Source organism: uncultured Halomonas sp., from assembly GCF_947501415.1.
In the GTDB taxonomy this organism is placed as follows: domain Bacteria; phylum Pseudomonadota; class Gammaproteobacteria; order Pseudomonadales; family Halomonadaceae; genus Halomonas.
The window spans coordinates 194,918-213,107 of sequence record NZ_CANMVL010000011.1; the positions used below are offsets into that span (position 1 = coordinate 194,918).

At 64.3% G+C, this 18,190-nt stretch carries 17 protein-coding genes and 1 other RNA gene; 11 read left to right on the top strand and 7 right to left on the bottom strand.

Going from position 1 to position 18,190, the window contains the following annotated elements:
• The first annotated feature begins 3 nt into the window (after positions 1 to 3).
• Genes Q0894_RS09420 through Q0894_RS09430 form a run of 3 tightly spaced genes read left to right on the top strand, consistent with a single transcriptional unit; the run spans position 4 to position 2,461 of the window.
• Positions 4 to 732: a glycosyltransferase family 2 protein gene (locus Q0894_RS09420; RefSeq protein WP_299234275.1), complete on the top strand. Its 729-nt coding sequence runs from the start codon at positions 4 to 6 to the stop codon at positions 730 to 732.
• Positions 729 to 1,886, top strand: a complete 1,158-nt coding sequence (locus Q0894_RS09425; protein ID WP_299234279.1) for a glycosyltransferase family 4 protein — start codon at positions 729 to 731, stop codon at positions 1,884 to 1,886. Before Q0894_RS09420 ends, Q0894_RS09425 begins: the two co-directional genes overlap by 4 nt.
• The gene (locus Q0894_RS09430) at positions 1,874 to 2,461 is read left to right on the top strand and encodes a YrbL family protein (RefSeq protein ID WP_299234282.1); all 588 of its coding nucleotides are present in this window, start codon (positions 1,874 to 1,876) and stop codon (positions 2,459 to 2,461) included. The genes Q0894_RS09425 and Q0894_RS09430 overlap by 13 nt, the downstream gene beginning before the upstream one ends.
• Here Q0894_RS09430 and Q0894_RS09435 read toward each other — a convergent pair.
• On the bottom strand, positions 2,449 to 3,180 hold the full coding sequence (locus tag Q0894_RS09435; RefSeq protein ID WP_299234285.1) for a 3-deoxy-D-manno-octulosonic acid kinase: 732 nt from the start codon (positions 3,178 to 3,180) through the stop codon (positions 2,449 to 2,451). The two genes, Q0894_RS09430 and Q0894_RS09435, sit on opposite strands and share 13 nt — an antisense overlap.
• Between Q0894_RS09435 and Q0894_RS09440 the strand changes: the two genes are divergently transcribed.
• The 3 genes from Q0894_RS09440 to waaA are packed head-to-tail and all read left to right on the top strand — an operon-like array spanning position 3,179 to position 6,979.
• Positions 3,179 to 4,282 (top strand): glycosyltransferase family 9 protein, encoded by a 1,104-nt coding sequence (locus Q0894_RS09440; protein WP_299234287.1) that lies wholly within the window; start codon positions 3,179 to 3,181, stop codon positions 4,280 to 4,282. The two genes, Q0894_RS09435 and Q0894_RS09440, sit on opposite strands and share 2 nt — an antisense overlap.
• On the top strand, positions 4,272 to 5,702 hold the full coding sequence (gene hldE, locus Q0894_RS09445) for a bifunctional D-glycero-beta-D-manno-heptose-7-phosphate kinase/D-glycero-beta-D-manno-heptose 1-phosphate adenylyltransferase HldE (RefSeq protein WP_299234290.1): 1,431 nt from the start codon (positions 4,272 to 4,274) through the stop codon (positions 5,700 to 5,702). The genes Q0894_RS09440 and hldE overlap by 11 nt, the downstream gene beginning before the upstream one ends.
• Complete coding sequence (waaA, locus tag Q0894_RS09450; RefSeq protein ID WP_299234293.1) at positions 5,702 to 6,979, top strand: lipid IV(A) 3-deoxy-D-manno-octulosonic acid transferase; 1,278 nt, start codon at positions 5,702 to 5,704, stop codon at positions 6,977 to 6,979. Before hldE ends, waaA begins: the two co-directional genes overlap by 1 nt.
• Before the next feature lie 24 nt (positions 6,980 to 7,003).
• Here the strand turns inward: waaA and rpiA are convergent, their stop codons facing one another.
• Positions 7,004 to 7,678 (bottom strand): ribose-5-phosphate isomerase RpiA, encoded by a 675-nt coding sequence (gene rpiA / locus Q0894_RS09455; protein WP_299234296.1) that lies wholly within the window; start codon positions 7,676 to 7,678, stop codon positions 7,004 to 7,006.
• A gap of 101 nt (positions 7,679 to 7,779) precedes the next feature.
• Here rpiA and ilvA point away from each other — a divergent pair, with 101 nt between their 5' ends.
• A complete protein-coding gene (gene ilvA, locus Q0894_RS09460) occupies positions 7,780 to 9,399 on the top strand; it encodes a threonine ammonia-lyase, biosynthetic (RefSeq protein ID WP_299234299.1) in 1,620 nt (539 codons plus the stop codon).
• A 331-nt stretch (positions 9,400 to 9,730) separates the two neighbouring features.
• Here ilvA and Q0894_RS09465 read toward each other — a convergent pair whose 3' ends face one another.
• From Q0894_RS09465 to Q0894_RS09475, 3 genes are all read right to left on the bottom strand, one after another.
• Positions 9,731 to 10,375 carry a 5-formyltetrahydrofolate cyclo-ligase gene (locus Q0894_RS09465; protein WP_299234302.1) on the bottom strand — a complete coding sequence of 215 codons (645 nt, stop codon included), beginning with the start codon at positions 10,373 to 10,375 and terminating at the stop codon, positions 9,731 to 9,733.
• 7 nt (positions 10,376 to 10,382) lie between these two features.
• Positions 10,383 to 10,567, bottom strand: a non-coding RNA gene (ssrS, locus tag Q0894_RS09470) — 6S RNA.
• Positions 10,568 to 10,621: 54 nt separating this feature from the next.
• Positions 10,622 to 10,921: a cell division protein ZapA gene (locus tag Q0894_RS09475; RefSeq protein WP_299234305.1), complete on the bottom strand. Its 300-nt coding sequence runs from the start codon at positions 10,919 to 10,921 to the stop codon at positions 10,622 to 10,624.
• A 177-nt stretch (positions 10,922 to 11,098) separates the two neighbouring features.
• On the opposite strand from Q0894_RS09475, the gene Q0894_RS09480 reads away from it, so the two are divergent.
• The 4 genes from Q0894_RS09480 (at position 11,099) to Q0894_RS09495 (ending at position 15,654) form a co-directional block, all read left to right on the top strand.
• Positions 11,099 to 11,677: a UPF0149 family protein gene (locus Q0894_RS09480; RefSeq protein WP_299234308.1), complete on the top strand. Its 579-nt coding sequence runs from the start codon at positions 11,099 to 11,101 to the stop codon at positions 11,675 to 11,677.
• Positions 11,678 to 11,704: 27 nt separating this feature from the next.
• Positions 11,705 to 13,054: a Xaa-Pro aminopeptidase gene (gene pepP / locus Q0894_RS09485; RefSeq protein WP_299234311.1), complete on the top strand. Its 1,350-nt coding sequence runs from the start codon at positions 11,705 to 11,707 to the stop codon at positions 13,052 to 13,054.
• A 69-nt stretch (positions 13,055 to 13,123) separates the two neighbouring features.
• Entirely contained in the window at positions 13,124 to 14,347 is a 1,224-nt protein-coding gene (ubiH, locus tag Q0894_RS09490) for a 2-octaprenyl-6-methoxyphenyl hydroxylase (RefSeq protein ID WP_299234314.1), read from the top strand.
• Positions 14,348 to 14,391: 44 nt separating this feature from the next.
• A complete protein-coding gene (locus Q0894_RS09495; protein ID WP_299234317.1) occupies positions 14,392 to 15,654 on the top strand; it encodes a UbiH/UbiF/VisC/COQ6 family ubiquinone biosynthesis hydroxylase in 1,263 nt (420 codons plus the stop codon).
• Positions 15,655 to 15,664: 10 nt separating this feature from the next.
• Here Q0894_RS09495 and Q0894_RS09500 read toward each other — a convergent pair whose 3' ends face one another.
• Both Q0894_RS09500 and Q0894_RS09505 read right to left on the bottom strand, forming a co-directional pair.
• The gene (locus tag Q0894_RS09500) at positions 15,665 to 16,969 is read right to left on the bottom strand and encodes a S41 family peptidase (protein WP_299234320.1); all 1,305 of its coding nucleotides are present in this window, start codon (positions 16,967 to 16,969) and stop codon (positions 15,665 to 15,667) included.
• A gap of 70 nt (positions 16,970 to 17,039) precedes the next feature.
• Positions 17,040 to 18,182: a peptidoglycan DD-metalloendopeptidase family protein gene (locus Q0894_RS09505; RefSeq protein WP_299234323.1), complete on the bottom strand. Its 1,143-nt coding sequence runs from the start codon at positions 18,180 to 18,182 to the stop codon at positions 17,040 to 17,042.
• Positions 18,183 to 18,190: the final 8 nt, after the last annotated feature.

The following is an 18,190-nucleotide window of genomic DNA, read 5'->3' on the forward strand; positions in this document are numbered from 1 at the left end:
GCCGTGATCATCACGCGCAATGCATCGGCAACCCTGGGCCGCACCCTGGACTCGCTCGAAGCTCTGGGGGAGGTGGTAGTTTACGACAATGGCTCTATCGATGGGACTCTCGAAATTGCTCGTCGCTACGCCAATGTATCGCTTCACCAAGGCGACTTTCTTGGCTTTGGCCCGACCAAGCGCCATGCCGTGTCGCTCGCTCGCAATGAGTGGATTGTCTCGTTGGACGCCGACGAGGCGCCCACCAGCCGCTGGCTTGAGGCGCTGGACGGCTGGCTGCCCACCGCTGATGCGGACCAGGTGGTCGAGGTGCGGCGTGAAAACTGGCTATTGGGTAAGCCCGTGCACTATTCGGGCTGGGGTAATGACTGGCTGGTACGTGTCTTTCATCGCCGGCGGCATAATTTCAATGATGCCATGGTGCACGAGTCAGTGAAGGTTGCTAAATCCACTTCGGTCGTTCGTTTAGGCGGTTGCCTTGAGCATCTGGCTGTCACCGAACTTGGCCAGTTTTTGGATAAGATAAATCGTTATTCGGATATTCGTGCTAAATCGGACGCGTTGCGGGTATATCCTGTAGCGGTAATTTTATTGAAGTCCATGTTTGCTTTCTTGCGTACCTATCTTTTGAAGCGAGGTTTTCTCGATGGCTGGCGTGGTTTGGTGATCGCCGTGGCTAATGCAAACGGTGTGTTTTGGAAATATATGAAGCGTCGTGTTCGAGATATATGAACGCGCCGACCTATGAGGCCGTGCCAGTGAAAATAGCCCTAGTACATATGCGCCACGCTGCCTCCGGCGGTACAGAGCGCTTTCTCAATGAGCTGTCACGCTACCTGGCAGAGCGTGGTGAGGACGTTACAATCATCTGTCGCTCCCATGTGGCACCTGCACATCCGGCCATTCGATTTGTTCGCCTACGCCCGTTCAGTATCGGAAAAGCCCAGCGTATGTGGCGTTTTGCTGAGGCGGTAGAACGACACGTTAAGACAGCCGACTATGACTTGGTCTACGGACTGGGAAAGACTTGGACTCATGACCTGCTGCGCATCGGAGGTGGCACTGTCCATCACCATCTTGCCTCGAAGCCGAAGCGTCAGTGGCGGTGGAAGGATAGGGTGGCTGCGCGAATTGAGGCCCGGGCCATGGCGCCTGGCGCCTATTATCATGTGGTATCAAATTCTCGGCAAAGCGATCATGAGATTGCCGAAGCGTACAATGTACCTGCTGAGCGACGTTCTGTGATTCATAACTTTGTCGACACGCATCGTTTTGACCGCACACGGCTCAGTGATGATGTTAGTGCTCTTTCCCGGGAATTAGGATTGGATGGTCAAGTTCCTGTTTTTCTGTTTTTGGGCACCGGTTATCGTCGTAAAGGGCTGGAGCCAACGATGGAAGCCTTCTCTCGGCTCGACCAGGAAGCCATCTTGCTGGTGGTTGGGCGTGACTCCCGGCAGGCTCAGTATCAGGAGCTCTCCCAGCGTCTCGGCATAGCAGATAAATGCCGTTTCCTGGGTGAGCAGCCTTCACCCGAACGATATTTTTCCCTCGCCGACTGCTACGTGCTGCCTGCGTATTATGAGCCATTTGGCTTTACCGTACTTGAGGCACTTTCCTGTGGCACGCCAGTTATAACTACCAAAAAGTGTGGCGCTAAAGAAGTGGTAACGTCAGAGGTGGCTACGGTTATCGATCACCCAGATGATATTGAATCACTCACCGACGCTATGTCTCACTGGGCCAGGAGGAAAGGTGATGCTGATCTGAAAACTCGCTGCCGAGAGTTGGCATTATCCCTCGATGTAGAAGAAATCATGGCCCAGAACTACCGGTGCATTCTTGACGTATGCCAGCAAAAAAAGGCGGCTAAATGCCAGATGTAAGGAATTGGAAAATCATCGGCCGGGGAGATGAGCGAATCTGCTATCTTCACCCAAATAATCCAGCTCGCTGCATCAAACTCAGCAGGGTAGAAAAGGCCAAGCAGACTCATCGAGAACTTCGATATTTCCGGCTCTTGAAGCGTAGGAAAGTTCCCTTTACATACATTCCTGAGTTCTTCGGGATAGTGAGGGATGATGAAGTAATTGGAATCGAGCAGCAGCTAGTGCTGGATGAGAGTGCCGAGGTACCACCCAGCGTGGCAGGCTATCTGACCAAACAGCTGACACCGGAGCAAGCCCGCCGCTTCTGGGCCGGTCTCGATGCGCTTAAGTGCTATTTGCTAGCCTACAATGTAGTGCCCTGTGATCTGGTGATGAGTAACCTGCTAGTGATCGAGCGGTCAAATACCACTGACGTTATGTTGATTGACGGTCTCGGCGCTTCGGAACTCATCCCTTTGCCAGAGTATGTGCCTTGGCTTGGTCGACGCAAGATTCAGCGAAAGTGGGCCAGATTCATGGCTAAAACGGTTAAGCCGCACTTTGCAGCCACTCAGGGGTGTCAGGCACTGTAACCTTCGGTATACCCTTCGGAGACCTGTTTGACAGCATTTCTTGCTGTTACACAATTGGTCAATTTGTCTAGTGAGCGCTCCAGCCGCTCGAGGTTTCTGCCCTTCCAGTCACCATCCCGGCGCAGCCGGCAACGATCCAGGTCGATCAGCCACACCTTGCCGCTGTTATCCACCAGCAGGTTGCGGGCATTGAGGTCGACATGGTCGAGGCCTACATCGTGGAAACGGCGGATGGTGGCACCGACCCGTTGGAGCAGGGTGTCATCGGCTTCGCCATTTTCCAGCAGGCTGGCCAGGGCGCGAGCGCCGGGAATACGAACAGTGAGGAGCGCGGCCTCATAGGTAAGACCATGGCGGGTTACGCTGGCGGCGACCGGTCGCGGAACCGGCAGGTCACGGGCAAGCAGGTCGGCGGTGAGGCGCATTTCGCGAAAGGCGCGGGTGCGCTCCAGCCCGGTCCATAGATAACGGGCATCACTGAAGCGTGCCACCATGCCGCCGCGGCGGTAGGGGCGCAGTACCCACTCTTCTCCGGTATCGGCATCCAGAAAGAGGCTGGCACCGCGCCCCGGAGCCTGGCCGGTGACCCGGCCTTGCGCCAGCCACCAATCGGGGTCGAAGGTTGACGGGCCAATTTGTGGCGCCTGTTCGGCGTCACATAGACTGTCCTTATCATATAGAATGTAGGACTTTCCCGTTCTCAATGTTGCCAAGCGCATGAAGCATCCTCTGCCCGTCCAACCCCGCCATATCGGCGTGCTGCGACTCTCCGCCCTGGGTGATGTCTGTAACCTGGTGCCGACGGTTCGCGCCCTGCAGCGCCAGTGGCCCGAGGCACGCATTACCTGGATCGTCGGCAAGGCCGAGCACAGTCTACTGGCGGGCCTCTCCGGGGTCGAGTTCGTGGTCTATGACAAGACCAGCGGTCTGGCAGGCATGCGCGCCCTGTGGCGCGAGTTGTCTGATACCCGCTTCGATGTGCTGCTGCATATGCAGCAGGCCCTACGAGCCAGCGTGTTGTCACTTGGACTCAAGGCCGACGTGCGAGTGGGCTACGACAAGGCCCGCGCCAAGGATGCTCAACACTGGTTCACCCATCGTCAGCTTGCGCCTCATCCACACGCCCATGTGCTCGAGTCGTTTCTCGATTTCGCCCGGCTGTTGGGGATCGAGGAGCCGAGTCTCGAATGGAATCTGGCGATTCCCTCGGCGGCCCATGACGAGGCGCGCTCCCTTACCGGCGATACCCCTTATCTGTTGATGAGCCCGTGCGCCAACCCACGGCTGCGCAACTTCCGCAACTGGTCTGCCGAGGGTTATGCCGCCGTGGTCCAGCACGCCTGGGAACAGCATGGTCTGCGCACCGTGCTGACTGGAGGAGGCAGCACACAGGAGCGGGAGGTAGGGGAGCGTATCCAGGCCCTCTGCCCGGCCGAGGCGGTGATCGATGCCATCGGCAACACCTCACTCAAGGGGCTGCTGGCGCTGATAGATGCCGCAGAGGCTGTCATCGCTCCGGACTCGGGCCCCGTGCATATGGCCAACGCGCTGAATACGCCGACGGTGGGGCTCTATGCCACCACCAATCCCGATCGTGCCGCGCCCTACCGCTGGCGCGACTTCGTGGTCAATCGCTACCCTCAGGCGGTGCGCACCTACCTGCACAAGGAGGTCGAGGATCTACCTTGGGGTCAGCGAGTGCGGCATCCTGATGCCATGTCGCTGATTCGCGCCGATGATGTGATCGAGCGCCTCGAGGCGGCCCTGCAGTATGCCGCCGACCACTCCACGGAAAGGACGCTTGCCGACGATGAGACTTGATCTGACCGCCCTGGAGCACTCCCGTCTGCTGGTGGTGGGGGATGTCATGCTCGACCGCTACTGGCACGGCGGAACCTCGCGAATTTCGCCCGAGGCGCCGGTGCCGGTGGTGCGCGTCGAGGAGAGCGAGGACCGCCCCGGGGGCGCCGCCAACGTGGCACTCAATATCTCCTCCCTGGGCGCCCATGCCGCGCTCTCCGGCCTGGTGGGCGATGACGACAACGCCGACCGCCTGGTGAGTCGCCTGGAAGATGCCGGAGTGAGCACTTACTTCCAGCGCAGCCCGGGTGTGCCAACGATCACCAAGCTTCGCGTGATGAGCCGCAACCAGCAGTTGATCCGCCTCGACTTCGAAGAGGGGCTGGGGGAGGCGGACACTTCCGGTTTGCTGGAGCGGGTGGAGGCGGCGCTGCCGGACAATGATCTGGTGATCCTCTCCGACTACGGCAAGGGAACGCTCAGCCGCGTCGAGGAGCTGATTCACCTGGTGCGCGCCAGTGGCAAGCGGGTACTGGTGGACCCCAAGGGACGTGATTTCTCGCGCTATCGTGGTGCCAGTGTGATTACTCCGAATCTGGCGGAGTTCGAGGCGGTGGTGGGTCACTGCCGCGACGATGCCGAACTGGCCGAGCGGGGCGAGGCCCTGCGTGCCGAGCTCGAACTGGAGGCGCTGCTGATCACTCGCAGCGAGAAGGGGATCACCCTGATCCGTGAGGGGCACGACCCGCTTCACCTGCCCACTCGAGCGCGAGAGGTCTATGACGTCACCGGTGCCGGCGATACCGTGATCGGCGTGCTGGGTCTCGCTCTGGCCGCCGGGCATGGTTTCCCCGAAGCGATGACCCTGGCCAATCTGGCCGCCGGCCTGGTGGTGGCAAAGCCGGGAACCGCGACCCTGTCCATCGCCGAGCTCTACACCGCCCTGCATGGCGATAAGCTGGCCGAGTTCGGGGTGATCGAGGAGCCAACGCTGATCGACGCGGTGCGTGCCGCCCAGGCGCGTGGCGAAAGGGTCGTGATGACCAACGGCTGCTTCGACATCCTTCATGCCGGCCATGTGGCCTATCTGGAGCAGGCCCGCCGGCTCGGTGACCGACTGGTCGTGGCGGTCAACGATGATGCCTCCATCGCGCGTCTCAAGGGTCCCAAGAGGCCCATCAACCCACTGGCGCGTCGCATGCAGGTGCTCGCCGGCCTGGGTGCCGTGGACTGGGTCGTTTCCTTTGGCGAGGAGACTCCACAGCGGCTGATCGAGGCCGTACTGCCCGATGTGCTGGTCAAGGGTGGCGACTACCGCCCCGACCAGATCGCCGGTGGCCAGGCCGTGCGTGACGCCGGAGGTGAGGTGCGAGTACTGGGCTTCGAGGATGGCGTCTCCACCACGGCGATGATCTCCACCATCCTCGACCGCGAGAGCTGATGGGCTGGCCCCGGCAGGCCTACTCCGCGGCGCTGCATCTGGCGGCCCCCCTGCTATGGCGGCGCCTGCGCCGTGAGCATGGACTCACTGACCCCCGGCCGTTGCGCCTGGGGCGCATTCCCGAGACGCCTCCTGACACGCGCATGCTGTGGCTGCACTGCGCCTCCGTGGGGGAGGTGCAGGCGGCCAGGCCGTTGATCGAGGAGCTTCTCGCACGCTATCCCCGCCATACACTGACCGTGACTACCATGACCGCCACCGGTGCCGAGCGCGTCCGTGCGCTAGCCGAGGGTCAGCAGGATAGTCGGCTGAGTCATCACTTCGTACCCCTGGACTTCCCACGCGCCGCGTCGAGCTTCGTCGAGCGCCTGCGGCCCGAGCTGGCGCTGTTCTTCGAGACCGAGCTCTGGCCCAACCTGCTTCACGCCTGCCGCCATCGCGAGATACCGGTAGCGGTGGTCAATGGCCGACTCTCTGCACGCGCCCTGGAAGGCTATCGGCGGCTGCGTCCGTTGATGCGTGAGGCGCTGGGCTGTGTCGACTGGTTGGCCGCCAAGTCCAGTGAAGACGCCGCACGCTTCGCCGAGCTCGGCATGGCGCCGCGGCGTACCACCGTGGTGGGCTCGCTGAAGTTCGATATCGGCCTTGAGGACGGTGCTCGTCAGGTAAGTGAGCGCTTGCGTCAGCTGCTGGGGCGGCCCCGGGTCTGGGTGGCTGGCTCTACCCACGCGGGCGAGGAGTCGCGTCTGCTGGCCGCTCACGCTCTGCTGCGGGAGCACACTCCCGAGGCCCTGCTGGTGCTGGTGCCGCGTCATCCACAGCGCTTCGATGAGGTGGCGAGCCTATGCGAGTCCCACGGCGAGGTGCCGGCTCGGCGCTCTCGAAGCGAATGGCCCGGGCAGGGGACCTCGGTCTATCTGGCCGACACCATGGGTGAGCTCTCCGCGCTCTATGGCGCGGCGGACCTGGCCTTTGTCGGTGGGAGCCTGGTACCGGTGGGTGGCCACAATCTGCTCGAGCCTGCGGCCCTCGGCGTACCGGTGCTTACCGGGCCCGAGCTGGCCAACTTCATGGATGTGGCGGAGGCACTGCGTGCCGCCGATGCCCTGGTGGAGACACCCGATGAAGAGGCGCTCGCCGAGGCGCTGATCGCGCTGTTTGCCGACCCGGCCGAGCGCCGCCGCCTCGGTGAAGCGGGGCGCGATGTAGTGGCCGCCAACCGTGGGGCCCTGGCAAAGACCCTGAAGGGGCTGGACAGGTTGCTACCGGTGAAGTGAGTGCTCACTTCGCTCCGAGGCCTATCATGCAGGGGAGAGGCGCTCCACACCCTGGGCGGTTCCCAGCAGCAGCACATCGGCACCGCGGGCCGCGAAAAGACCATTGGTGACCACCCCCACGATGGCATTGATGCGTGCCTCCATGGCCTGTGGGTCGTCGATCATGAAATCGTAGCAGTCGATGATCTGGTTGCCATTATCGGTGACCACCCCCTCCCGATAGACCGGGTCGGCACCCAGCTTGACGAGTTCCCGGGCCACGTAGGAGCGGGCCATGGGAATCACCTCTACCGGCAGCGGAAAGGCACCCAGGCGCGCGACCCGCTTGGAGGCGTCGGCGATGCACACAAACGTCTCGGCACAGGCGGCCACGACCTTCTCGCGAGTCAGCGCCGCGCCACCGCCCTTGATCATATGTAAGTGAGCGTTGACTTCGTCGGCGCCGTCGATATAGAAGGGCACCGTGCCCACGGAGTTGAGCTCGAATACCTCGATGCCATGGGTGCGCAGTCGCTCGGCGCTGGCTTCGGAGCTGGCCACGGCACCGGCAAAGTCGTGACGCAGCTCGGCCAGGCGATCGATGAAGCGGTTGGCGGTGGAGCCGGTGCCGATACCGAGCACGGTGTCGCGATGCAGGTGGGGGCGCACCTCATCGATGGCGGCCGCCGCGACGGCATCCTTGAGCTCATCCTGGTTCATGGGGCGTTCTCCTGAGGGAGTGGTGAATCGTTGTGGTGAATCGCCGCGGAGGCGTCGGCGAGAAGGGGCCGACATTATAGGCCAGCTAGCGCTATCTGCCGATGGTCAGTGCTGGACGCTGGGCCCGCGAAAATGCTACCAATAAGGGTTCCTCGCACCGCAGCATTCATGCTGCGCCCTCACGCGTCACGCCGCTGGATACCAGGATGCTCGAAGCTACCGTCAAGAAGATTCTCCAGGCCCGGGTCTATGAAGCCGCTCGGGAAACCCCCATCTCGCCGGCCCCCTTTCTCTCCCGTCGCTTCAACAACACCATTCTGATCAAGCGTGAGGACCTGCAGCCGGTTTACTCCTTCAAGATTCGCGGCGCCTACAACAAGATGGCCCTGCTCAGCGAGGAGCAGAAGGCCAAGGGCGTGATCGCGGCCTCGGCCGGCAATCATGCCCAGGGTCTGGCGATGGCGGCGAAGCAGATGGGCGTCAAGGCGACCATCGTGATGCCTCGTATCACGCCCGATATCAAGGTACAGGCGGTGCGTGCCCGTGGGGCCAAGGTGGTGCTCAAGGGAGATGCCTTTGCCGAGGCCGCCGAACATGCGCAGTCGTTGATCGAGGAGCATGGTTATACCTATATCCCGCCCTTCGACGATATCGATGTGGTGGCGGGACAGGGCACCATCGCCGTGGAGATCCTGCGCCAGCAAGCGGGTGCGTTGGATGCGATCTTCGTGCCGGTGGGCGGCGGCGGCCTGATTGCCGGCGTGGCCGCCTACGTCAAGTATCTGCGTCCGGATATCAAGGTGATCGGTGTCGAGGCCGAGGATAGTGCCTGCTTCAAGGCGGCACTCGAGGCGGGCAAGCGGGTTACCCTCGATCAGGTGGGGGTGTTTGCCGAGGGGGTGGCCGTGGCCCAGGTCGGCAAGGTGCCCTTCGATATCGCCCGCGAGCTGGTCGACGAGGTCATTACCGTCAATACCGATGAGATGTGCGCGGCGGTCAAGGATATCTTCGAGGAGACCCGAGCGGTCTCCGAGACCTCCGGCGCGCTCTCCCTGGCGGGGCTCAAGAAGTATATCCAGCAGACCGGCGTCGAGGGGCAGACGCTGCTGTGCATCAACTCCGGCGCCAATACCAACTTCGACCGCCTCCAGCATATCGCCGAACGCACCGAGCTCGGTGAGCAGCGCGAGGCGATCCTGGCCGTGACCATCTCCGAGCGGCCGGGCAGCTTCAAGAAGTTCTGCAAGACCATCGGCAAACGCATGGTCACCGAGTTCAACTACCGCTATGCGGATCCGGAGCATGCGCATATCTTCGTCGGCGTGCAGGTGAAGCCCGGCGGAGAGGATCGGCAGGCGGTGATCGACAGGCTTCGCGATGCCGGTTATGCGGTGGAGGATCTCACCGATAATGAGCTGGCCAAGCTCCATATTCGCCATCTGGGGGGTGGTCGACCCAAGCAGCAGTTCGATGAGGAGGTCTACCGATTCGAGTTTCCGGAGCGTCCGGGAGCGCTGATGAACTTCCTCACCCACCTGCCCCATGACTGGAATATCTCGCTGTTTCATTACCGGAATCACGGTGCCGCCTATGGCCGGGTGCTGGTAGGCATGCAGGTGCCCAATGGCGATCGCTCCCATGTCGAGGAGTATTTCGACGCCATTGGCTACCGCTACTGGAAGGAGTCCGACAACGCCGCCTATCGGCTCTTCATGGCGTGAGGAGGCGTGCTGGGAGGAAGTGAGTGCTGACTCGCTCAGTGGACCTCGCCAGGCGGAAGTTTCATGAGGTGAACGTTGAGTCAGAGCGGTTGTCTTGATGGTTGCGTCAGCTTATAGTCGCCGACGTTTAAATCTTGCTACCCGGAGTCGAAGATGAAGCGCAAGCCCGATGTGGTCAGGGCCCTGGTGCTGTTGTTTGGTATTGGCGTCGTGGCAACCGGCTATGCCCAGGCGCTGGTCGGCAACTGATCACGAGCTGTCGAGCCCCGCCAGAGTGTCAACGGGCCGATGCCGAGAGGCATCGGCCCGTTGACGTTTCCAGGCGGATGTATCAGGGCCGTACCAGTCGGATATCGCTTGCGATGGCATCGAGTGGCACGTCCCACGAGGCCACCGGCAGCGAGTCGACCCGCTGACAGTCATGGGCCAGGCCAATCAGCCGCGGTCGTGGCCCCGGTCGGCGACTAAAGGCCAGGGTGCGATCATAGAAGCCACCCCCCATGCCCATGCGCTGGCCGGCAACATCGAAGCCCACCAGTGGCAACAGGATCAGGTCGAGGGCCCAGGCGGCCATTCGCCGCGCATGATGTGCCCCATGACGAGTGGCGGGCTCGGCAATGCCAAAGCGATTGCGGACCATGGGTGTGTTCGCATGGTAATGCACGAACCAAAGCCGGTTGTGTGAGAGGGGCTTGAGTACCGGCAGGTAGACACGAGCGCCACGCTGCCGCAGCCAGCCGATCAGCGGAGTGGGGTCGATCTCGCCGTCGTTGGGCAGGTAGAGCGCCACGCGGCGGGCACGCTGCACTTCGGGCAGGTGTCGCAGCCGGCGACATAGGCGTTCGCTGGCCAGTCGGCGCTGCTCGGCGCTCAGGGCGCGGCGGCGACGACGCAGCTGTTGACGCAGCTCACGACGCGAGCCGTTGAAGCTGGTCAAGGAAAGAGGTGCGGCGGGTGTCGGCATGAGATGGGTCATGTTGACGAGGTTCCCCAGAGTGCCGCTGTCGTTCTGGCCCTTGAACCCATTGGTTCAAGGTGGGTGGCCGCAGCCGAACCGTCAGGCTTTCCGACGCACGGACATGCACACGGGTCCGGCTAGCATTTGGCCCCCTGGGTACTGCGCATAGGCTCGAGGGACGATAACGACTGGCAAACACCCCAGGGAACAACCTCATCCTACCAGAGCCGGTGGGGAGCGGCCAATGGATTCCCGATGCGGGGTTTAACGCGGTTTAGTGTTGGTCAGGGCGCGCTCCAGGCGTTCGCTCAGGGCATCCAGGCTGCGCTCCCCTTCACGCTGATTCTCCAGCGCCTCCAGCAGCTCATGGGTGATGTTGAGTGCCGCCATGACGGCGATGCGCTCGTTGCCCAGCAGGTTGTTCTGGGAGTGGATGCCGGTCATCGCGCGATCCAAATAGCGGGCCGCACGCTCCAGCTTGGCTTCTTCCTCGGGGGGGCAGGCAATGACGTAGCTACGTCCCAGGAGGGTAATTTCGGCGGTCGGCCGTGTCGCATCACTCATCGGGGGGCTCCGGCTCGGCCCCGCAGGTCACGCTGGCCGCGCGCCCCTGGGGGTCGATGCGTTAACATCCAGTCAGTACCGCATGGCCCGTCACTATAAGAGAGCCCTTCTCGAAGGGTCAACGCACGGTGCCGATTACGGACCCTCTTCTGCCCACCCCGCCACCATGGAGCTCCCATGTCACTGATCGATGAACGTCAGGATTTCTCCACTATCGCCGACCTGTTCCTGCTTCACGGCAGCATGCAGTCGCCGGCCTTCAGCGACGGACGACTGTGCGCCCGACTTGCCATGCACGATATCGACCCCGCCGTCTGGCTGGAGGAGGTGTGTGAGGTGCTTGGCGTCGAGCAGCCGCGTGACGAGCCAACCGCGGAGCGCTTCCTGGCCTGGCGACGCCAGACCCTGGAGGCTCTCTCGGGCAACGAGCTCGGTTATGAGCCACTGCTGCCCGATGAGCTCTTCTCCCTGGCCGAGCGCGCCCGTGGACTCAAGGAGTGGACCCAGGGCTTTCTGGAGGTCGTCCAGGATGCCGGGGAGGAGCCGCGCGAGAGATGGTCCACGGCGCTACGCGAGGCGCTGGAGGACCTGGAGGGGATCGCCGCCATGCCGGCCGACCTCGAGGAGAGTGCCGAAAACGAGAATGATCTCTTTGCCCTGGTGGAGCATGTCCGCATGGCCGCCATGCTGCTCTACACCGAGCAGCACCCGGGCAAGCCTCAGGTCGAGGATGCCGAATCCACCACGCGTCACTGATAACGCGATCGCTGCCAAGGAGCTTCCATGTTGTCTGAGACGTTGCCCGAGACCCTGTTGCGCCCGGCACCCATTGCCAACGCCGAGTATCGTCAGCGCCGCCAGGCGCTGATGGCGGCACTGCCTGGCGATGCCGCCGTGCTGCTGCCTGGTGCCTCTCTGGTTACTCGCTCGCGTGACAGTGAGTTCCCCTTTCGCCAGGACAGCGACTTCCATTATCTCACCGGCTTCCCCGAGCCCGACGCCCTGCTGCTGTTGCTGCCGGGGCGTGCCGAAGGGGAGAGCGTGCTGTTCTGCCAGGATCGCGACTCGGCGCTGGAGGCCTGGACCGGTATCCGTCTGGGGGCCGAGGGAGCCATTCGCGAGCATGGTGTCGACCAGGCCTTCGAGAATGCCGAGCGCACCGAGCGCCTGGCGGCACTGCTCGATGGGCGGCGTACGCTCTATCTGGCGCTGGACAGCGCTGAGGCGCGGGGGCTGGCCGAGGAGGTTCGCGCGGACCTGGTGGCTCGCCAGCGCCAGGGGGTGTGTCCTCCCCAGGCCATTGCCGATGTGACCCCGTTGCTTCACGAGGCGCGTCTGATCAAGAGTCAGGCGGAGCTTGCCCTGCTGGGTCATGCCGCCGAGATCTCGGCGCGTGGCCATCTGCGCGCCATGCGTGCGGTGCGTCCTGGGATGGCAGAGTATCAGCTGCAGGCGGAGCTGGAGCACGAGTTCCGCTGGCAGGGGGGTAGTGGTCCGGCCTATGCCACCATCGTCGGTGGTGGCGCCAATGCCTGTGTGCTGCACTACATCGAGAATCGCGCCCCCCTCGAGGAGGGCGACCTGGTATTGATCGATGCCGGCGCCGAGTTCGACCTCTATGCCGGTGACATCACCCGCACCTTCCCGGTCAATGGCCGCTTCAGTGACCCCCAGCGGGCCCTCTATGAGGTAGTGCTCGAGGCTCAGGAGCGCGCGGTGGACGCGGTGCGCCCCGGCACGACCCTGGCGGCGATTCATGCCGAGGTGGTGCGCGGGCTTACCGCCGGCCTGATCCGGCTGGGGCTACTCGAGGGCAGTGTTCAGGCGCGTATCGACGATCAGAGCTACCGGCGCTTCTACCTCCACTCCACCTCGCACTGGCTGGGTCTCGATGTCCACGATGTGGGTGCCTACCGTCGTGATGGTCAGCCCCGGCCGCTGGTGCCGGGCATGGTACTCACCGTGGAGCCGGGGCTCTACGTGCCCGATGACGATGACATTCCCGAAGCCTTCCGCGGCATTGGCATCCGTATCGAGGATGATGTCGCGGTGACCGACGAAGGACATCGGGTGTTGACCGCTTCCGTGCCCAAGTCAGTTGCGGATATAGAGGCACTGATGGCTGAAAAGTGAGCGCGCCAAGTTTATCGTTTTTGATGGTTATGTAATTTACATTATGAGTCATTGGTCTGAGGTGGCGCGATGAGTTCCGAAGTGACACTCCCGACAACAGAAGTGGTGGATATTGCCATCGTGGGTGGCGGTCTGGTGGGTGCCAGCCTGGCCTGTGCGTTGATGCCGCTGATCGAGGAGCACGGTCTCTCGGTTGCGATGATCGAGGCGTCGCCCATCCTCGACCTGGCCGCGGCACCCTGGCAGCCCAGCTTCGATGCCCGTGCCAGTGCGATCTCCCTCGGCACCGCTCTGCACTTCACCGAGATGGGGGTATGGCAGACGATAGCCGAGCAGGCCACCGCCATTCGCCGCATCCATGTCAGCGAACGAGGCCACTTCGGGGCCACCCGCCTCGATGCACGAGAGCTGGGGGTCGAGGCGCTGGGTCATGTGGTGCCCAACGCCTGGCTGGGTCGCGTCCTGCATCAGCATCTCACCGGACTGCCGTTGGCCTGGCACTGCCCGGATCGCGTCGAGACGATCGAGCCGACGGCCGAGGGCTACCACCTGGGGCTAGCCTCCGGCACCAATCTGCAGGCGGGACTCACGGTGCTGGCCGATGGCGGGCGCTCGGGCCTCAAGGAGCGCCTGGGGATCGCAAGCGACGTGCGCTCCTATGAACAGGTGGCGTTGATCGCCAGTGTCGAGATGAGCCGGTTTCATCAGGGTGTCGCCTGGGAGCGCTTTACGCGCGAAGGGCCCATTGCCCTGCTGCCGCTCCAGGGCCAGACCATGGAGCTGGTGTGGACCCACGCCGCGGGAGACGAGCGGCGCCGCCTGAACCTGTCGGAGGGGGACTTCCTGGCAGAACTGCAGACGGCCTTCGGTGACCGGGGGGGGCGCTTTAGACGTGTGGGCAGCCGTCATGCCTATCCACTTAGCCTGGTGACCGCGCGCGAGACCACGCGGCCCGGACTGGCAGTGATGGGGAATGCGGCCCATTCCCTGCATCCTGTGGCCGGTCAGGGCTTTAACCTGGCACTGCGTGGGGTGATGGATCTGGTGGCGTCGCTGGAGGCGGGGTTGGCGCACGGTCACTCGGCCGGTGATACCGAGGTGCTGGAGGCATTCGAGGCCCGTCGCGCTGGCGACCGCCACAGCGTGACCCGCTTCAGTGACGGTCTGATACGGTTGTTCGGCATCGACAGCCGGTTGCTGGGTCATGCCCGTGCCGCCGGTCTGGTCGGTCTCAACCTCGCCGGTCCCCTGAGGCGTGCGCTGGCTCGCCGCGCCATGGGACTGGAGCGATGAGTCGCGCCGACGAGGAATGTGAAGAGTCGAGAAGAGGCGAAAGCATGAGTGTCACGGGAGATGGGGTAGTGAGTCGCTCGGCCGATGACCGCCATGAGGTGGTGATCGTCGGCGGAGGCATGGTGGGGGCCGCCCTGGCGGTGCTGCTCGGCGAGGCTGGGGTCGAGGTGGCACTGGTGGATGCCAGGCCCGCGCTGCTGGATGCCGACACCGTGGGGCGGGGGCAACCGGCGCGCCGGGTCAGCGCGCTGACACCGGTCTCGCAGCGGCTGCTGGAGGGGGTGGGCGCCTGGGCATGGATGGCGTCACGACGCATCAGCCCCTACCGCTATATGCAGGTCTGGGACGCCGAAGGGAGCGGTGAGGTCAACTTCTCCGCGGATCAGGCCGGCATGCCGGTGCTCGGGCATATCGTCGAGAACGATGTCACCCTGGCGGCGCTGGAGCGACGGCTGGAGGCGCTGCCCTCGGTACGCCTCTGCCTGGGCGCACGGGTCGAGGGGCTGGAAGGCGGTGGCGAGGGGCGGTGTATCGTGCTGGCCGATGGTCGCCGGCTGAGCGCTCCCCTGGTGGTGGCCGCGGATGGTGTCCGCTCGCCGCTACGTGACATGGCGGGCATTGCGCTCAATGAGCGTGAAACCGGACATGTCGGCCTGGTGACCACGGTGCGTGTCGAGAGGCCCCACGGCGAGGTGGCGCGGCAGACCTTCCTGCCGACGGGGCCACTGGCCTTCCTGCCCCTGGCGGTAGAGGAGCGGGAGCATCACTGCTCCATCGTATGGTCTACCTCTCCCGCCGAGGCCGAACGCCTGGCGGGGCTCCCGCGTGAAGACCTGGGGGAAGCGCTGGCGGCGGCTATTGATCATCGGCTGGGCGCGGTAACGGTGCTCGACGAGGCGACCGGTTTCCCGCTGGTACAGCGCCATGCCAAGCGCTATACCCTGCCCGGTTTTGCCCTTGTAGGTGATGCCGCCCATGGCATTCACCCCCTGGCCGGCCAGGGGGTCAACCTCGGCCTGATGGATGCCGCGGTGCTGGCCGAGGAGCTGCTGGCGGCTCGTCGACGAGGCATGCGGCTGGGGGACGAGCGGACACTGGCGCGCTATGCCCGTCGGCGGCGCGGTGATAACGCCGGCATGCTGGCGCTGATGGATGGCTTCCGACTGCTGTTCGGGGCACGCCATCCGGCGCTGACCCTGGGGCGCAATCTGGGGATGGGCGGTGTGGACCGCCTCGTTCCGCTCAAGCGGTTGTTGCTGCAGCAGGCCACCGGCCAGCGTGGTCGCCTGCCTGTCAGCTGCCGCTGAACCGCCTGGCTCAGCGATTGCGCTGGCGGACCACATCGAGGGCCTTGAGCAGATTGAGGGCCTCACTGAGCTGGTAATCCTCGCGTAGCCGCTCGCTCTGCTCGGTCCTCTCTCGCGGGGCCCCCTGTGCGCCGAGATGGCCTTCCAGATCGGCCTCGCGAACACCCCGGCCATTCTCGGTGACCTCCACGCGTCCGCGCACCACCCTGACGTCGGGTTCGATGCCCTTGGCCTGGATGGAGCGTCCACCGGGTGTGAAGTAGAGCGCGGTGGTGAGCTTGAGCCCCTCGCCGTTGCCCAGCGGCATGATCTGCTGGACCGAGCCCTTGCCGAAGCTCTCGGTGCCCATCACCACGCCACGCTTCTGGTCCTGAAGGGCGCCGGCAACGATCTCCGCCGCCGAGGCGCTGCCGCCGTTGATCAGCACCACCAGCGGAATATCGGGAGCCGCCGTTGTGGCATTTGCCGAGAAGCGCATTTCGGTATCCGGCAGACGCCCCTCGGTGTAGACGATCAGCCCCTCTTCCAAGAAGGCGTCGGCCACCGCGACGGCGGCCTGCAGGACCCCGCCGGGGTTGTTGCGCAGGTCGAGTACCAGCCCGTCCAGTTCTCCGTCGCGCGCCAGCTGGCGGATGTGTTCGCTCACCTGCTCGCCGGTACGGGTCTGGAACTGGCTGATGCGTAGATAGCCGAAGCCAGGGGTCAGCAGCTCGCTCTTCACACTCTCGGTGCGGATATTCTCGCGTGTCAACGGGATGCGGCGTGGCGAGCTTTCACCCTGACGCAGGATGGTCAGCTCGATCTCGCTGCCCGGATCACCGCGCATCAGCTCGACCGCCTCCTGTAGCGACAGACCCTCGGTAGGCGTGTCGTCGATGCGCAGGATCTGGTCGCGTGCCTGCAGGCCGGCCCGCGAGGCGGGGGTGTCGTCGATGGGCGTGATCACCGTCAGCTGGCCATCCTCCATGCCCACCTCGATACCGATACCGCCGAACTCCCCTTGGGTCGACTCGCGCAGGCTCTGGAAGGCCTCGCGATCGAGATAGGAGGAGTGTGGGTCGAGTTCGCTGAGCATGCCACGCATGGCGTTGCGCAGCAGGCTGGCGTCATCGACCTCCTCCACATAGGCGCGCTTGATGCGCTCGAACACCTCGGCGAAGGTCTGGATCTCGGCGATCGGCAGCTCATCATCGGCGACCTGGGCGGTCGCTGTCAGCGGTAGCGTCAGCAGGGCCAGGGGCAGCAGCCCGGCCAGCAGGCGTCGAGGCGAGCAGGAGCGAGAGAGCCTGCCCGGCAGGGAAAGCGCTGGGGTCATGCGAACTCCGCTGTTCCGGAACGGTGAGCGACCAGCATAGCCCGCCGCTGGCCTGCATGGAAAGCGGCGTTCAGCGGCGGGCGATCCATGTCTGGGGGTCGATGGGGGTGCCGGCGCGACGCACCTCGAAATAGAGAGCCGGGCGGCGTTGGCCGCCGCTCCTGCCCACGGCGCCGATCGTCTCGCCTCGCGAGACCGGGCGGCCGACCTGGGCGGTAAAGTGCTGCAGGTGGGCGTGTAGCGTCATCACACCGTCGCCGTGGTCGACGATCAGCAGGTTGCCGAAGCCGCGCAGCCAGTCGGCGAAGACCACCCGGCCTGCATGCACGGCGCCTACCGGGCTGCCTTCGGCGGCCAGAATCAGAATGCCGTTGCGATGGACGGCGTCGCCGACACCGAAGCGCGAGGCGATGTTGCCCTGGACCGGCCAGGGGAGCTCACCGCGGGTTCGGTCGATGGCGGTGGAGGGGGGCGGGCGCTGCAGGCGGGCCAGCTGCTCCTGAACGTCGCGCAGTACCTGCTCGGCGCGCTCGCGATCCTGCTCCAGGGAGGCGAGCCGGGCGGCTTCGCCGCTGTGGCGGCTCTCCAGCTCCGCAACCAGGTTCGAGCGTTCGTGCATCTGTTCGGCCAGCTCGGCGCTCTGGGCGGCCAGCTCGGCGGCGAGGGCGTCGAGGCGGTCACCGCGGGTTTCGAGTTTGCCTCGGGTCTCGGCCAGGGCCGCGTCGAGGCGTGTGAGCTCGTCGAGACGGGCGCGCCGGGCGCGGGCCAGATGGTTCAGGTAGTGCTGCAGCCGATCCAGTCGTGCCGGATCGTCCTGGTTGAGCAGCAGCTTCAGCTGGGGCGAATGGCCCAGGCGATAGAGTGCATCGAGTTGGGCATTGATGGCCTCGAGCTGGGCGCTCCGCTCGGCGTCGAGTTCATCGCGGCGCGAATGCAGGGTTTCCATCTCGGTGCCCAGCCCGCGTCGCTCGGCCTGGAGCTCATCGAGGCGACGATGGGTGGAGGCCAACGAGGTCTCGATCTCCTCCAGCTGGCGAGCCGCCGCGTCGCGCGCCTGGCGGGTGGATGCCAGGCGCCGATCGGCCTCCTCGATGGCCTCGCCGATGGCATCGAGACGCTCCTGTACCGCCTCCTCGCTGGGCTGGGCCGCCAGCGGCCCAGCCAGGAGCAGCGTCAGCAGCAGAATGACTGGGAAGGTGGCGTTCCTGAACATCCTGCCGC

Coding starts and splice junctions, on each gene's coding strand:
- Q0894_RS09495 (WP_299234317.1), top strand. CDS start 14,392: ATGAGTGTCACGGGAGATGGGGTAGTGAGTCGCTCGGCCGATGACCGC.
- Q0894_RS09480 (WP_299234308.1), top strand. CDS start 11,099: ATGTCACTGATCGATGAACGTCAGGATTTCTCCACTATCGCCGACCTG.
- Q0894_RS09475 (WP_299234305.1), bottom strand. CDS start 10,921: ATGAGTGATGCGACACGGCCGACCGCCGAAATTACCCTCCTGGGACGT.
- Q0894_RS09500 (WP_299234320.1), bottom strand. CDS start 16,969: ATGACCCCAGCGCTTTCCCTGCCGGGCAGGCTCTCTCGCTCCTGCTCG.
- Q0894_RS09440 (WP_299234287.1), top strand. CDS start 3,179: ATGAAGCATCCTCTGCCCGTCCAACCCCGCCATATCGGCGTGCTGCGA.
- ilvA (WP_299234299.1), top strand. CDS start 7,780: ATGGTCAGTGCTGGACGCTGGGCCCGCGAAAATGCTACCAATAAGGGT.
- pepP (WP_299234311.1), top strand. CDS start 11,705: ATGTTGTCTGAGACGTTGCCCGAGACCCTGTTGCGCCCGGCACCCATT.
- Q0894_RS09435 (WP_299234285.1), bottom strand. CDS start 3,180: ATGCGCTTGGCAACATTGAGAACGGGAAAGTCCTACATTCTATATGAT.
- Q0894_RS09430 (WP_299234282.1), top strand. CDS start 1,874: ATGCCAGATGTAAGGAATTGGAAAATCATCGGCCGGGGAGATGAGCGA.
- hldE (WP_299234290.1), top strand. CDS start 4,272: ATGAGACTTGATCTGACCGCCCTGGAGCACTCCCGTCTGCTGGTGGTG.
- Q0894_RS09505 (WP_299234323.1), bottom strand. CDS start 18,182: ATGTTCAGGAACGCCACCTTCCCAGTCATTCTGCTGCTGACGCTGCTC.
- Q0894_RS09425 (WP_299234279.1), top strand. CDS start 729: ATGAACGCGCCGACCTATGAGGCCGTGCCAGTGAAAATAGCCCTAGTA.
- Q0894_RS09465 (WP_299234302.1), bottom strand. CDS start 10,375: ATGACCCATCTCATGCCGACACCCGCCGCACCTCTTTCCTTGACCAGC.
- rpiA (WP_299234296.1), bottom strand. CDS start 7,678: ATGAACCAGGATGAGCTCAAGGATGCCGTCGCGGCGGCCGCCATCGAT.
- waaA (WP_299234293.1), top strand. CDS start 5,702: ATGGGCTGGCCCCGGCAGGCCTACTCCGCGGCGCTGCATCTGGCGGCC.
- ubiH (WP_299234314.1), top strand. CDS start 13,124: ATGAGTTCCGAAGTGACACTCCCGACAACAGAAGTGGTGGATATTGCC.